Consider the following 13,256-nt stretch of genomic DNA (forward strand, 5'->3'; position numbering starts at 1 on the left):
CAGAGGCTTGTGTCTCAAGCCTAGCGTTCACACTTATCGGTTTGTTTGCTGTTACAGCCAAGGGTCTGTAGCTCAGGTGGTTAGAGCACCGTCTTGATAAGGCGGGGGTCGTAGGTTCAAGTCCTACCAGACCCACCAAGTTATCCGAGGGGGATTAGCTCAGCTGGGAGAGCACCTGCTTTGCAAGCAGGGGGTCGTCGGTTCGATCCCGTCATCCTCCACCATCACCTGGTACCTTGGATTGGTTGTCAAAGGAAAGCGCTTGCTGAGTGCTTTCCTTTGGCATTGCCAAGCGATCTAACGATCGGCTGTTCTTTAACAATATGGGATGTAGTAAAGGTGTCGCGGTGCTTTGATGAGAAGCACAGTTGTATAACGCGATACCGGGTTGTGATTGTATCAACCAAATGTATTTTAAAGTGATCGAAAGATGACTTGGAATACGGCACAAATGCGAGAACTCAACCTGTAGTGAGGGTGTCCTTGAGACACACTTGTTATAGGGTCAAGCGAACAAGTGCATGTGGTGGATGCCTTGGCGATCACAGGCGATGAAGGACGCGGTAGCCTGCGAAAAGCTTCGGGGAGCTGGCAAACGAGCTTTGATCCGGAGATGTCCGAATGGGGAAACCCGGCCCGTATGGGTCATCCCTTGCTGAATACATAGGCAAGGGAAGCGAACGCGGCGAACTGAAACATCTAAGTAGCTGCAGGAACAGAAATCAACCGAGATTCCCAAAGTAGTGGCGAACGAAATGGGAAGAGCCTTGCACTCTTTAGCAGGACTGTTAGCAAAACGGGATGGAAAGCCCGGCCATAGCAGGTGATAGCCCTGTATGCGAAAACAGACTTGTGGAACTAGGTGTGCGACAAGTAGGGCGGGACACGTGAAATCCTGTCTGAAGATGGGGGGACCATCCTCCAAGGCTAAATACTCGTGATCGACCGATAGTGAACCAGTACCGTGAGGGAAAGGCGAAAAGAACCCCGGGAGGGGAGTGAAATAGATCCTGAAACCGCATGCATACAAACAGTCGGAGCCCTTTCGGGGGTGACGGCGTACCTTTTGTATAATGGGTCAGCGACTTACATTCAGTGGCAAGCTTAACCGATTAGGGAAGGCGTAGCGAAAGCGAGTCCGAACAGGGCGTTGAGTCGCTGGGTGTAGACCCGAAACCAGATGATCTATCCATGGCCAGGTTGAAGGTGCGGTAACACGTACTGGAGGACCGAACCCACTAACGTTGAAAAGTTAGGGGATGAGCTGTGGATAGGGGTGAAAGGCTAAACAAATCTGGAAATAGCTGGTTCTCTCCGAAAACTATTTAGGTAGTGCCTCGTGTCTCACCTTCGGGGGTAGAGCACTGTCATGGTTGGGGGGTCTATTGCTGATTACCCCGCCATAGCAAACTCCGAATACCGAAGAGTGCAATCACGGGAGACAGACATCGGGTGCTAACGTCCGGTGTCAAGAGGGAAACAACCCAGACCGCCAGCTAAGGTCCCCAAGATTGGCTAAGTGGGAAACGAAGTGGGAAGGCTAAAACAGTCAGGAGGTTGGCTTAGAAGCAGCCACCCTTTAAAGAAAGCGTAATAGCTCACTGATCGAGTCGTCCTGCGCGGAAGATGTAACGGGGCTAAGCCAGTCACCGAAGCTGCGGACGCACGCAAGTGCGTGGTAGGAGAGCGTTCTGTAAGCCTGTGAAGGTGTCTTGTAAAGGATGCTGGAGGTATCAGAAGTGCGAATGCTGACATGAGTAGCGATAAAGGGGGTGAAAGGCCCCCTCGCCGTAAGCCCAAGGTTTCCTACGCAACGTTCATCGGCGTAGGGTGAGTCGGCCCCTAAGGCGAGGCAGAGATGCGTAGCTGATGGGAAGCAGGTTAATATTCCTGCACCGTCGTATGATGCGATGGGGGGACGGATCGCGGAAGGTTGTCCGGGTGTTGGAAGTCCCGGTCCCTGTAGTGGAGAAGGCGCTTAGGCAAATCCGGGCGCGTAATTCAAGGCTATGGGGCGAGCGGCCTAGTGCTGCGAAGCAATTGGAAGTGGTTCCAAGAAAAGCCTCTAAGCTTCAGTCATACGAGACCGTACCGCAAACCGACACAGGTGGGCGAGATGAGTATTCTAAGGCGCTTGAGAGAACTCGGGAGAAGGAACTCGGCAAATTGGTACCGTAACTTCGGGATAAGGTACGCCCTGGTAGCTTGACTGGCCTGCGCCAGAAGGGTGAAGGGGTTGCAATAAAATGGTGGCTGCGACTGTTTAATAAAAACACAGCACTCTGCAAACACGAAAGTGGACGTATAGGGTGTGACGCCTGCCCGGTGCCGGAAGATTAAATGATGGGGTGCAAGCTCTTGATTGAAGTCCCGGTAAACGGCGGCCGTAACTATAACGGTCCTAAGGTAGCGAAATTCCTTGTCGGGTAAGTTCCGACCTGCACGAATGGCGTAACGATGGCCACACTGTCTCCTCCCGAGACTCAGCGAAGTTGAAGTGTTTGTGATGATGCAATCTCCCCGCGGCTAGACGGAAAGACCCCATGAACCTTTACTGTAGCTTTGCATTGGACTTTGAACCGATCTGTGTAGGATAGGTGGGAGGCTTTGAAGCGTGGACGCTAGTCTACGTGGAGCCGTCCTTGAAATACCACCCTGGTTTGTTTGAGGTTCTAACCTTGGCCCGTGAATCCGGGTCGGGGACAGTGCATGGTAGGCAGTTTGACTGGGGCGGTCTCCTCCCAAAGTGTAACGGAGGAGTTCGAAGGTACGCTTGGTACGGTCGGACATCGTACCTAAAGTGCAATGGCAAAAGCGTGCTTAACTGCGAGACCGACAAGTCGAGCAGGTGCGAAAGCAGGACATAGTGATCCGGTGGTTCTGAATGGAAGGGCCATCGCTCAACGGATAAAAGGTACTCTGGGGATAACAGGCTGATACCGCCCAAGAGTTCATATCGACGGCGGTGTTTGGCACCTCGATGTCGGCTCATCTCATCCTGGGGCTGTAGCCGGTCCCAAGGGTATGGCTGTTCGCCATTTAAAGAGGTACGTGAGCTGGGTTTAAAACGTCGTGAGACAGTTTGGTCCCTATCTGCCGTGGGCGTTGGAATCTTGACGGGGGCTGCTCCTAGTACGAGAGGACCGGAGTGGACGTACCGCTGGTGTACCTGTTGTCTCGCCAGAGGCATCGCAGGGTAGCTATGTACGGAAGAGATAACCGCTGAAAGCATCTAAGCGGGAAACTCGCCTGAAGATGAGGATTCCCTGGAGGCTTGACCTCCTTGAAGGGTCGTTCGAGACCAGGACGTTGATAGGCTGGGTGTGGAAGCGCAGTAATGCGTTAAGCTAACCAGTACTAATTGCCCGTAAGGCTTGATCCTATAACCAGTGTGTTTCACCTGGTGAGCGATCGCCTTGTGCCTCGATACACACACAACCAACACTACATCCCGATTCGTGACGCTGTCCCACCCGACAGCGCCACAACCCCTCATGCCTGGTGACCATAGCGAGTTGGAACCACCCCTTCCCATCCCGAACAGGTCCGTGAAACGACTCCGCGCCGATGATAGTGCGGATTACCCGTGTGAAAGTAGGTCATCGCCAGGCTCTTATCCCCAAAACCCCTCGCAGCGTTCGCTGCGAGGGGTTTTGTCTTTGGCGCGACGCTAACGCTGTGCAGGCCCCCGTTGTTTTCATGCTGCATTGCGGGTCGCGGCGCATTCCGGCCCCGGCCGCGTTCTGCTATGTTCGACCCTCAAGTGCCAACGGGTGGCACGAAGGCGGTTGCAACACGTGTTTGCAGCAAGCAGTGAGCAATAGAGCGGGCCGATGCCGACAGAGCGGGTCCGCGATTTCGGGTTTCGAGGGGTTACATGACGGCCAAGATGTTTCGGCTGGTTTTGACTGGCGCCGCCGGCGCGCTGTTGCTGGCAGGGTGCGCTTCCACTCCTCCTGATCCTTCCGCGTCGCAAGCGCATCCGGCCCCCGCCGGCCCTGTGACTTCCAGCTCCGCCATCGATTGCCAGGCCTTCACCGAGCGCATGGCTGCCCACGCGGCGGCGCAGGCCGATACCGCGGTGACCGGGCCCGACGCCCTGGCCGCTGCCAACATCTCCGTCGCGGATGCCGAAGCCGGCGACGATGGCGAACCCGCCGACGCCTCGCCGGCCACCCTTGCCACATTGCCGTTGTTTTCGATTTCACCGCGCGGCGACCGGCTCCCCGTCGGCTGGCAGCCGTGGACCATCAATCGCAATAAGATCCCCACCACTTACTCGATGGCCGAGGTGGACCAGCGCGTCGTGGTGCATGCCAAGGCCGACAGTTCGGCCTCCGGCCTCTATGTGCCGTTGCGCGAGCGCGATGCCGGCATGCTGCGCTGGACCTGGAAGACCAGCGGCATCATCCGTGATGCCGACAACAGTCACGGCCCGCGCGAGGACTCGCCGCTGCGGCTGTTCGTGGCCTTCGATGGCGACAAGGGCGCGCTGCCGCTCAAGGACCAGTTGATGTACGAGATGGCGCGCCTGACCACCGGACGCGAGATGCCGTACGCCACGCTGATGTACATCTGGGGCGGACAGCGTGCGGAAGGCGCGGTGGTAAAGAACCCGCACACCGATCGGGTGCGCATGATCGTGGTGGATAGCGGCACGAAGCATGCCAATGAGTGGCGTTGCCACGAACGCGATCTGCGCGCCGACTACCGCAAGGCGTTTGGCGTCGATCCCGGCCGGGTGATCGCGGTCGGCATCATGACGGATACCGACAATACCAAGAGCAAGGCCGAAGCCTGGTACGGCGACATCGCGCTGGATTGAAGCGCAGCGGCGGCGTTTCAGCCGCCGATCGGCTCGGCCAGCGCGAGCACCGCGAACGACGCCAGCCAGTGCGTGGACACATACTCGCCTTCCACCGCCTGCGGCAGCGATGCCTCGATATGGTCCGACCACGCGCGGATCGCCAGCGGCCGCAGCGGATCGGGCAGCGCCGGTTCCAGCATGCGCCAGCACCAGGCGCGCGACAGGTTCAGTCCGTCCAGATGCGCGGCCTTGGGGTCGTTGCGGTTGGTCACCGTCACCGGTGTCAGCCAGTTGGCCAGCTCGGCTTGCCCCGGCACGAACAATTCCCACCATTCCGAAAACGCGCAGCCGTCCATCACGGCGTGCATCAGCACGGCTTCGGTCAGCCCGCCGGACAGGAACTCGTCGCCGCCGGGCTCGTAGCGCGCCGGATACTTCTGGTCGTGGCCGAACCAGCGGTGGGCGCGGCGCACCACGGCGCGCCGCAGCGCCAGGTCCTGATGCGTGCGCGCATAGGCCAGCGCCATGACCAGTGCGAATGCGCTGTTGTAATGGGTCCCGGTGCGCACCGGGAATGCCGCCGCATCGAGGAACTCCGCCAGTTGCTGCGACAAGTGCGAGGCCAGCGGTGCGCACGCCTCGGTCCAGACGGTGGCGTGCGGATCCTGTCGCGCCAGCGCCAGCAACTCGGCCTGCAGCTTCAGCATCCAGCCCCAGCCGTAGGGGCGCTCGAAGGTCCGTGAATCGGCCCGTTGGAAGTAGGCCAGTTCGGCGGCCATGGCGTCGGCCCGCAATTGGGCGTCCAGCAGGGCGCGGATGCGCGGCGCTTCCTCGAGGTCCGGATACAGTGCCAGCAGCCGCACCAGCAGCCAGTGCATATGGACGCTGGAGTGCCAGTCGTAGCTGCCGCAAAACACCGGATGCCAGGCGGCCGGCCCGGCCAGGTCGCCGGCGCCCGCCATCATGTGGTCAAGCTTGTACGGATAACGGCGCTGGACATTCTCCAGCGCCACGCGCGCAAAGCTGCGCGCGGTCTCGCGATCCAGCGCCAAACGCCCCATCGCTGAAGCTCCCCTGTAGTAATCGTGCCTTGCTCAGGCAGGCGTGCTCGGGCACGCTCTGGTCATTCGTTACATGCCATCAGGCAGGCGCCAGCCACTTCTCCACCAGTCGCACGAAGAAGGTCGAGCCGACCGGCAGCAGTTCGTCGTTGAAATCGTAGCTCGGGTTGTGCAGCATGCAAGGCCCGATGCCGTGGCCGGCGTCGCGATGGCCACCGTCGCCATTGCCGAGGAACAGATAGCAGCCTGGCTTGTGCTGCAGCATGAACGAGAAATCCTCGGCGCCCATGGTGGGCTCGACATTGCTGTCGACGTTGTCCGCGCCGACCAGTTCGGCGGCGACCGTGGCGGCAAAGCCGGTCTCGGCTTCGCTGTTGATGGTGGGCGGATAGTTGCGGTGGAATTCGTATTCGATGGTGCAGTCGAATGCCGCCGCCACCGCGCGCGCCACCTCTTCCATGCGTCGCTCGATCAGGTCCAGCACCGGCACCGTGAACGTGCGCACCGTGCCGCCGATCCAGGCCTGGTCCGGCACGATGTTGGTGGCATCGCCGGCGTGGAACTGGGTGACAGAAATCACCGCGGTATCGATCGGGCGCTTGTTGCGCGTGATGATGCCCTGCAGTGCCGACACGATCTGCGCCGCGGTAAACACCGGGTCGTTGCCGTTGTTGGGCATGGCCGCATGCGCGCCCTTGCCGCGCACGACGATGCGGAACTCATTGCTCGACGCCATCAGAGGTCCGGCGCGCGTGCCGAAGGCACCGACCGGCATGCCCGGCCAGTTATGCACGCCGAACACCGCGTCGCACGGAAAGCGCTCGAACAGGCCGTCCTTGATCATCTCGCGCGCGCCGCCGCCGCCTTCCTCGGCCGGCTGGAAAATCAGGTGCACGGTGCCGTCGAAGGGCTTGTGCTGCGCCAGGTAGCGCGCCGCGCCGAGCAGCATGGCGGTGTGGCCGTCATGGCCGCACGCGTGCATCTTGCCGGTGTGCTGCGAGCGGTGCTCGAAGGTGTTGGCTTCCTGCAGCGGCAGCGCGTCCATGTCGGCGCGCAAGCCGATGGTGCGCGGGCTGCTGCCGTTGCGGATCACGCCGACCAGGCCGGTGGTGCCGAGCCCGCGGTGGACTTCGATGCCCCACGATTCCAGGTTGCGCGCGACCACGTCGGCGGTGCGCTGCTCTTCGAAGCAGAGTTCAGGGTGGGCGTGGATGTCGCGCCGGATCGCGCGGATTTCGGCTTGTGCCTGCAGGATTTCGGGGATGAGTTTCATGATGCCGGGCGGCCTCGGGGTCGAAGGCGTTAGCAATGGGATACCCGGATCATACGATGCCTGTCGCGAAAGCGCCAAAACGCGGCGATTTGCTGCGCAATGGCCGCCTTGGCGCAGTGCAATATGCCGGCGCGGGTGGGTTTCCCCGCATTGCCGTGGCATGTGCACTGCTGGAACAGTTCATGCTTGAAGTGCCCGGCCGGCAATACCGTCGCTTTGTGATGCCCCATCGCACCAAAAAGCAGCGCCGCTCGTGACCCGCTGCGCGCGCGCATTGCCGATCCTAAAACGTCTGCTTCACTTCCTACAGGGAGAATTGCGCGATGTCCCTTCGCACTTTCAAGAAGGCAATTGGCGCGGTCGCGGTGGCGGGGGCCCTTGGCCTTGCGCTGGCCGGCACCGCCCAGGCCGCGGACCTCAAACTGGCCATGAGTTCGCCGCCGACCTCGATGGATCCGCACTTCTACAACCTGTTCTCCAACATCAACGTTTCCGAGCATATCTTCGACTCGCTGACCAAGATGGACCCGGACAGCCGCATCATCCCGGGCCTGGCCGAGTCGTGGAAGCTGGTCAACAACCTCACCTGGGAATTCAAGATCCGCAAGGGCGTGAAGTTCCACGACGGCTCCGAGCTGACCGCCGAGGACGTGATCTGGTCGCTCGACCGCCCCGCCACCATCCAGAACAGCCCGGGCAAGTTCGACGTCTACACCAAGGCGATCGTCAACAAGAAGATCATCGACAAGCACACCATCCAGCTCACCACCAGCCAGCCGTATCCGCTGATGCTGAATGACCTGACCTCGATCTTCATCGTGCAGAAGAAGGCGACGCACGGCCTGAGCTCGGATGACTTCGCGCAGGGCAAGGGCATGATCGGCACCGGCCCGTTCAAGTTTGTCAGCTATGCGCGCGACGACCGGGTCGAGCTGGTGCGCAACAACGATTACTGGGGCAACAAGCCGGCCTGGGACAAGGTGACGCTGCGCTTCATCCCCAACCCGGCGACGCGCCTGGCGGCGCTGCTGTCGGGTGATGTGCAGGCCATCGAGAACGTGCCCACGCCCGACCTGCCCAAGGTGCGCAAGGATCCCAAGCTGGCGTTCTTCTCCAAGATCTCGCACCGCGTGATCTACCTGTATTTCGATGCCAAGCGCGACAAGTCGCCGTACGTCACCACCAAGGAAGGCGCGCCGCTGGACAAGAACCCGCTCAAGGACACGCGCGTGCGCAATGCCATCAGCATGGCGATCAACCGGCAGGGCATCAAGGACCGGCTGATGGAAGGCCTGTCCGAGCCGACCAACAACCTGGTGCCGCCCACCCTGTTCGGCTACAACCCCAACCTGAAGACGGTCAAGTACGACCCCGAGGGCGCCAAGAAGCTGCTGGCCGAGGCGGGCTTCCCCAATGGTTTCGGCGTGACGCTGCACACGCCCAACAACCGCTACGTCAACGACGAGAAGATCGCGCAGACCATCGCGCAGAACCTGACCCGCATCGGCATTGCCACCAAGGTAGAGGGCATGCCGATGGCCACGTACTCGTCCAAGGGCATCAAGCACGAGTGGTCGTTCGGCCTGCTCGGCTGGGGCGCGCAGACCGGCGAGGTCAGCTCGCCGCTGCGCGCGCTGCTGGCGTGCGAAGACAGCAAGAAGGGCTTCGGCACCACCAACTGGGGCGAGTACTGCAACCCGAAGATGGACGTGGTGCTGGAAAAGGCGCTGTCGACGGTGGACGACACCGAGCGCTCCAAGCTGCTGCAGGAAGCCACCGCGATCGCGATCAACGATGGCGGTATCATCCCGATCCACCAGCAGGTGACCACTTGGGCCACGCAGAAGGGCATCGTCTACGTGCCGCGCACCGACGAGCGCACCTACGCGCATAACTTCAAGCCCCAGTAAGCAGGCTGCCTGCTGCTGAGTTCGCGGTGCCGCGCAGGGCTGCCGCGCCGCCTGGAAGCGCATGGCGCTCCCGGGCGGCGTGCGCATTCCCGCGCGAAAGGATAGTGGTCTGAATATGCTGGTCTTTATCATCCGGCGCCTGATGCAGAGCGTGGTCGTGCTCTTCGTCATGTCGCTGCTGGTTTTCCTCGGCGTGTTTGCCATCGGCAATCCCGTCGACATCCTGATCAACCCGCAGGCCGACCAGGAGGACATCAAGCGCACCATCGCGGCGCTGGGCCTGGACAAGCCGCTGTGGGAGCAGTACTGGGTGTTCCTGCAGAACGCGCTGCAAGGCAACCTCGGCACCTCGTTCGCGCACGGCACGCCGGCGCTCAAGCTGATCTTCGAGCGCATGCCGGCGACCATGGAGCTGGCGGTCTGCGCGATCCTGCTGGCCATCGTGCTGGGCATCCCGCTGGGCCTGTGGGCCGGGCTGCGGCCCAAGGGCATTGCCGGCAAGTCGATCATGACGGTGTCGATCCTGGGCTTCTCGCTGCCCACCTTCTGGGTCGGGCTGATGCTGATCATGGTGTTCGCGGTGCAGCTGGGCTGGCTGCCGTCCAACGGCCGTGGCGAGACCGTGCGCGTGCTGGGCATCCCGCTCAGCTTCCTGACCGCTGACGGGATCCGCCACCTGATCCTGCCGGCGGTGACGCTGTCGCTGCTGAACATCGCCATGGTGATCCGGCTCACGCGCGCCGGCACGCAGGAGGCGATGCTGCAGGACTACGTCAAGTTCGCGCGCGCCAAGGGGCTGTCGAACACCCGCATCGTCGGCGTGCATGTGCTGAAGAACATCCTGATCCCCATCGTCACGGTGATCGCGCTGCAGTTCGGCTCGATCATCGCCTTTGCGATCGTGACCGAGACCATCTTCGCCTGGCCCGGCATGGGCAAGCTCATCATCGACTCGATCCAGCTGCTGGACCGGCCGGTGATCGTCGCCTACCTGATGGTGATCGTGACGCTGTTTATCCTGATCAACCTGGTGGTGGACATCATCTACAGCATGCTCGATCCGCGCGTGCGCATTGCCGACAACAAGGGCTGAGCCATGACTGCCGTAACTGTCGAACCCGAAGACAAGACGCCGCCGCCCGCCGCGGCGCGCGAGCAATCCCCGTGGCGGCGCTTCGCCGCCGAATTCTTCGCCAGCAAGATCGCCGTGGCCGGGCTGGCGACGCTGGTGACGATCATCCTGATCGCCATCTTTGCGCCGTGGCTGGCGCCGCAGAACCCGTACGACCTGGCCACGCTGGACGTGCTCGACGCGCGCCTGGCGCCCGGCGAGCAGGCCGGCAGCGGCATGACCTTCCTGTTGGGCTCGGACGAGCAGGGCCGCGATATCCTGTCGGCGGTGATGTACGGGCTGCGCATCAGCATCGGCGTGGGCGTGGTCAGCACGCTCATCGCGCTGCTGCTGGGCGCCACCCTCGGCCTGCTCGCCGGCTTCCTGGGTGGTCGCACCGAAGCCTTCATCATGCGCGTGGCGGACCTGCAGCTGTCGTTCCCGCCGATCCTGCTGGCGCTGATCCTGCTGGCGTTCCTGCGCCCGGGGCTGGGCAATATCGTGATCGCGCTGGTGGCGGTGCAGTGGGCCTACTACGCGCGCACCACGCGCAGCGCGGCGCTGGTCGAACGGCGCAAGGAATACATCGAGGCCGCCACCTGCCTGGGGCTGCCGCCCGCGCGCATCATGTTCCGGCACCTGCTGCCCAACTGCCTGCCGCCGCTGATCGTGATCGCGGCGCTGCAGGTGGCCTCGGCGATCACGCTGGAGGCGACGCTGTCCTTCCTCGGGCTGGGCGTGCCGATCACCGAGCCGTCGCTCGGTTCGCTGATCTCGAACGGCCAGCAGTACATGCTGTCGGGCAAGTACTGGATCAGCTTCTTCCCGGGCATCGCGCTGGTGGTCACCATCGTCGCGATGAACCTGGTCGCCGACCAGCTGCGCGATGTGCTGAACCCGCGCCTGCAGACGCAATAACCGGGAGCACGAGATGGCACACCCGATGGCACAACCGACACTGGTGGTCGAACACCTGAAAACGCATTTCTATACGCGCGGCGGCATCGCCCGGGCCGTCGACGACGTGTCCTTTACCGTTGGCCGCGGCGAGATCATGGGGCTGGTGGGAGAGTCGGGCTCGGGCAAGTCCATGACCGGCTATTCGATCATGGGACTGATCGATCCGCCCGGGAAGATCGTCGACGGCCGCATCGCGCTGACCAGCCGCGACGGCGTCACGCGCGACCTGCGCGCGCTCACGCCGGCGCAGCAGCGCGACGTGCGCGGCAACCGCATCGCCATGATCTTCCAGGATCCGATGATGACGCTGAATCCGGTGCTGCGCATCGATACGCAGATGATCGAGGCAGTGCTGGCGCATGAGAACGTGAGCAAGGCGGTGGCGCGCGAGCGCGCCCGCAATGTGCTGGCGCGGGTCGGCATTCCGTCGCCGGACGAGCGCCTGCAGGCCTATCCGCACCAGTTCTCGGGCGGCATGCGCCAGCGCGTGGCGATTGCCACGGCGCTGCTGAACAAGCCGGACCTGATCATTGCCGACGAACCGACCACCGCGCTCGACGTCACCATCCAGGGCCAGATCCTGTACGAGATGCAGACCCTGTGCCGCGAGTCCGGCACGGCGCTGATCTGGATTACGCACGATCTGTCGGTGGTAGCGGGGCTGGCCGATACCGTCTGCGTGATGTACGCCGGCAAGATCGTCGAGGCCGGCGACGTGCGCCAGGTGCTGGAGCACCCCGAGCATCCCTACACGCACGGCCTGATCAGCTCGGCGCCGTCGCGCAATCCGCGCGGCGCGCCGCTGCGGCAGATCCCGGGCATGACGCCGTCGCTGCTGAACCTGCCGGGCGGCTGTTCGTTCCGCGAGCGCTGTCCGTATGCGACGGCTGCATGCAAGACCGACCCCCCGCTGGAAACCGCTGCAGACGGGCGCCGGCTGCGCTGCTTCCATCCGGTACTGGCCAACCAGGAGGCGGCATGAACGCCACCGCACTGCAATCCCGCCCGATGACCGAACCCGCCGGGCAAGAAGGCGCCACGCCCGCTGCGCCGATTCTCGAACTGCGCGGCGTGTCCAAGCGCTTCGTCAAGTCGCTCGATGCCGCGGCGCGCATCGCCAACCTGTTCGGCGCGCATGCGCGCGAAGAGGTGGTGCACGCGGTCGACCGCGTCGACCTGAGCATTCGCGCCGGCGAGGTGGTGGGGCTGGTGGGCGAATCCGGCTGTGGCAAGTCCACGCTCGGGCGCATGGCCGTGGGCCTGCACTCGCTGACCGAGGGCGAGCGCCTGTGGCGCGGCATCAACCTGGACCACCTGCCGCCCGACAAGCGCCGCGAAAAGCAGCTGGCGATCCAGATGATCTTCCAGGACCCGTATGCCTCGCTGAACCCGCGGCTGCGCGTGCTCGATATCGTCGGCGAGGCACCGGTGGTGCATGGCCTGGTGGAGCGCGGCGCGCAGAAGGGCTATGTCGAAGACATGCTGGTGCGCGTCGGCATGGACCCGACCGTGCTGCGCCGCTTTCCGCACCAGTTCTCCGGCGGGCAGCGGGCGCGCATCGGCATTGCGCGCGCGCTGGCGGTGAAGCCCGAGTTCCTGGTCTGCGACGAATCGGTGGCGGCACTGGACGTGTCGATCCAGGCTCAGGTGCTGAACCTGTTCATGCGCCTGCGCGAAGAGCTGAACCTGACCTACCTGTTCATCAGCCATGACCTGGGCGTGGTCAAGCACATCAGCGACCGCGTGGTGATCATGTACCTGGGACGGGTGGTCGAATCCGCGCCGACCGAAGACGTGTTCGCCGCACCCAACCACCCCTATACGCAAGCGCTGCTGGCGGAGGCGCCCAAGCTGGAGGTGGCGCGCAAGACCTATGTCGCGATCCGCGGCGAGATCCCATCGCCGCTGCACCCGCCGAGCGGCTGCCATTTCCATCCGCGCTGCCCGCACGCGATGCCGCGTTGCCGGGAAGAGCAGCCGCTGCTCAAGGAGATCGCGCCGATGCGGTTCTCGGCGTGTCATTTGAATGACATGAAGTAGAGGCTACGACGATCGCACTGGTTTTCTCCCATCTCCCGCTTGCGGGAGAGGGGCAGGGGGTGAGGGCAGGCGCGTGATGAGCGTTGTCGTGCAT

Annotated in this window: 9 protein-coding genes, 2 tRNA genes and 2 rRNA genes; 11 read left to right on the plus strand and 2 right to left on the minus strand. The window is 62.7% G+C overall.

Translation table 11 applies throughout. From position 1 onward, the window contains the following. Positions 1–61: 61 nt before the first annotated feature. The 5 genes from LIN44_RS03350 to LIN44_RS03370 all read left to right on the plus strand — a co-directional run bounded on the left by LIN44_RS03350 (position 62) and on the right by LIN44_RS03370 (position 4,825). A tRNA-Ile gene (locus LIN44_RS03350) sits at positions 62–138 on the plus strand. Positions 139–148: 10 nt separating this feature from the next. Then, positions 149–224: transfer RNA gene (locus LIN44_RS03355), tRNA-Ala, on the plus strand. 279 nt (positions 225–503) lie between these two features. Beyond that, a 23S ribosomal RNA gene (locus LIN44_RS03360) occupies positions 504–3,382 on the plus strand. Positions 3,383–3,497: 115 nt separating this feature from the next. Next, a 5S ribosomal RNA gene (rrf, locus tag LIN44_RS03365) occupies positions 3,498–3,611 on the plus strand. Between the two features lie 266 nt (positions 3,612–3,877). Next, positions 3,878–4,825 carry a DUF3047 domain-containing protein gene (locus LIN44_RS03370; RefSeq protein WP_227313503.1) on the plus strand — a complete coding sequence of 316 codons (948 nt, stop codon included), beginning with the start codon at positions 3,878–3,880 and terminating at the stop codon, positions 4,823–4,825. Positions 4,826–4,842: 17 nt separating this feature from the next. On the opposite strand, the gene LIN44_RS03375 is transcribed toward LIN44_RS03370, so the two are convergent. Then, entirely contained in the window at positions 4,843–5,868 is a 1,026-nt protein-coding gene (locus LIN44_RS03375) for a DUF2891 domain-containing protein (protein ID WP_227313504.1), read from the minus strand. Between the two features lie 79 nt (positions 5,869–5,947). After that, complete coding sequence (locus LIN44_RS03380) at positions 5,948–7,141, minus strand: M20 aminoacylase family protein (RefSeq protein ID WP_227313505.1); 1,194 nt, start codon at positions 7,139–7,141, stop codon at positions 5,948–5,950. A gap of 56 nt (positions 7,142–7,197) precedes the next feature. Between LIN44_RS03380 and LIN44_RS03385 the strand changes: the two genes are divergently transcribed. From LIN44_RS03385 to LIN44_RS03410, 6 genes are all read left to right on the plus strand, one after another. Next, on the plus strand, positions 7,198–7,398 hold the full coding sequence (locus LIN44_RS03385; RefSeq protein ID WP_227313506.1) for a hypothetical protein: 201 nt from the start codon (positions 7,198–7,200) through the stop codon (positions 7,396–7,398). A gap of 66 nt (positions 7,399–7,464) precedes the next feature. Further along, a complete protein-coding gene (locus LIN44_RS03390; protein WP_227313507.1) occupies positions 7,465–9,051 on the plus strand; it encodes an ABC transporter substrate-binding protein in 1,587 nt (528 codons plus the stop codon). 115 nt (positions 9,052–9,166) lie between these two features. Then, positions 9,167–10,144 (plus strand): ABC transporter permease, encoded by a 978-nt coding sequence (locus LIN44_RS03395; RefSeq protein WP_012353976.1) that lies wholly within the window; start codon positions 9,167–9,169, stop codon positions 10,142–10,144. Between the two features lie 3 nt (positions 10,145–10,147). Continuing rightward, positions 10,148–11,080 (plus strand): ABC transporter permease, encoded by a 933-nt coding sequence (locus LIN44_RS03400; RefSeq protein ID WP_012353975.1) that lies wholly within the window; start codon positions 10,148–10,150, stop codon positions 11,078–11,080. Between the two features lie 25 nt (positions 11,081–11,105). After that, complete coding sequence (locus LIN44_RS03405) at positions 11,106–12,104, plus strand: ABC transporter ATP-binding protein (protein WP_227313508.1); 999 nt, start codon at positions 11,106–11,108, stop codon at positions 12,102–12,104. A gap of 26 nt (positions 12,105–12,130) precedes the next feature. Next, on the plus strand, positions 12,131–13,162 hold the full coding sequence (locus tag LIN44_RS03410; protein ID WP_227314331.1) for an ABC transporter ATP-binding protein: 1,032 nt from the start codon (positions 12,131–12,133) through the stop codon (positions 13,160–13,162). The last annotated feature ends 94 nt before the right edge of the window (positions 13,163–13,256 follow it).

It is taken from the genome of Cupriavidus sp. MP-37 (assembly GCF_020618415.1).
GTDB lineage: Bacteria > Pseudomonadota > Gammaproteobacteria > Burkholderiales > Burkholderiaceae > Cupriavidus.

Bases quoted from the DNA above. Each gene is read 5' to 3' on its own strand.
- LIN44_RS03395 (WP_012353976.1), top strand. From the start codon at position 9,167: ATGCTGGTCTTTATCATCCGGCGCCTGATGCAGAGCGTGGTCGTGCTC.
- LIN44_RS03390 (WP_227313507.1), top strand. From the start codon at position 7,465: ATGTCCCTTCGCACTTTCAAGAAGGCAATTGGCGCGGTCGCGGTGGCG.
- LIN44_RS03375 (WP_227313504.1), bottom strand. From the start codon at position 5,868: ATGGGGCGTTTGGCGCTGGATCGCGAGACCGCGCGCAGCTTTGCGCGC.
- LIN44_RS03385 (WP_227313506.1), top strand. From the start codon at position 7,198: ATGCCTGTCGCGAAAGCGCCAAAACGCGGCGATTTGCTGCGCAATGGC.
- LIN44_RS03400 (WP_012353975.1), top strand. From the start codon at position 10,148: ATGACTGCCGTAACTGTCGAACCCGAAGACAAGACGCCGCCGCCCGCC.
- LIN44_RS03405 (WP_227313508.1), top strand. From the start codon at position 11,106: ATGGCACAACCGACACTGGTGGTCGAACACCTGAAAACGCATTTCTAT.
- LIN44_RS03370 (WP_227313503.1), top strand. From the start codon at position 3,878: ATGACGGCCAAGATGTTTCGGCTGGTTTTGACTGGCGCCGCCGGCGCG.
- LIN44_RS03380 (WP_227313505.1), bottom strand. From the start codon at position 7,141: ATGAAACTCATCCCCGAAATCCTGCAGGCACAAGCCGAAATCCGCGCG.
- LIN44_RS03410 (WP_227314331.1), top strand. From the start codon at position 12,131: ATGACCGAACCCGCCGGGCAAGAAGGCGCCACGCCCGCTGCGCCGATT.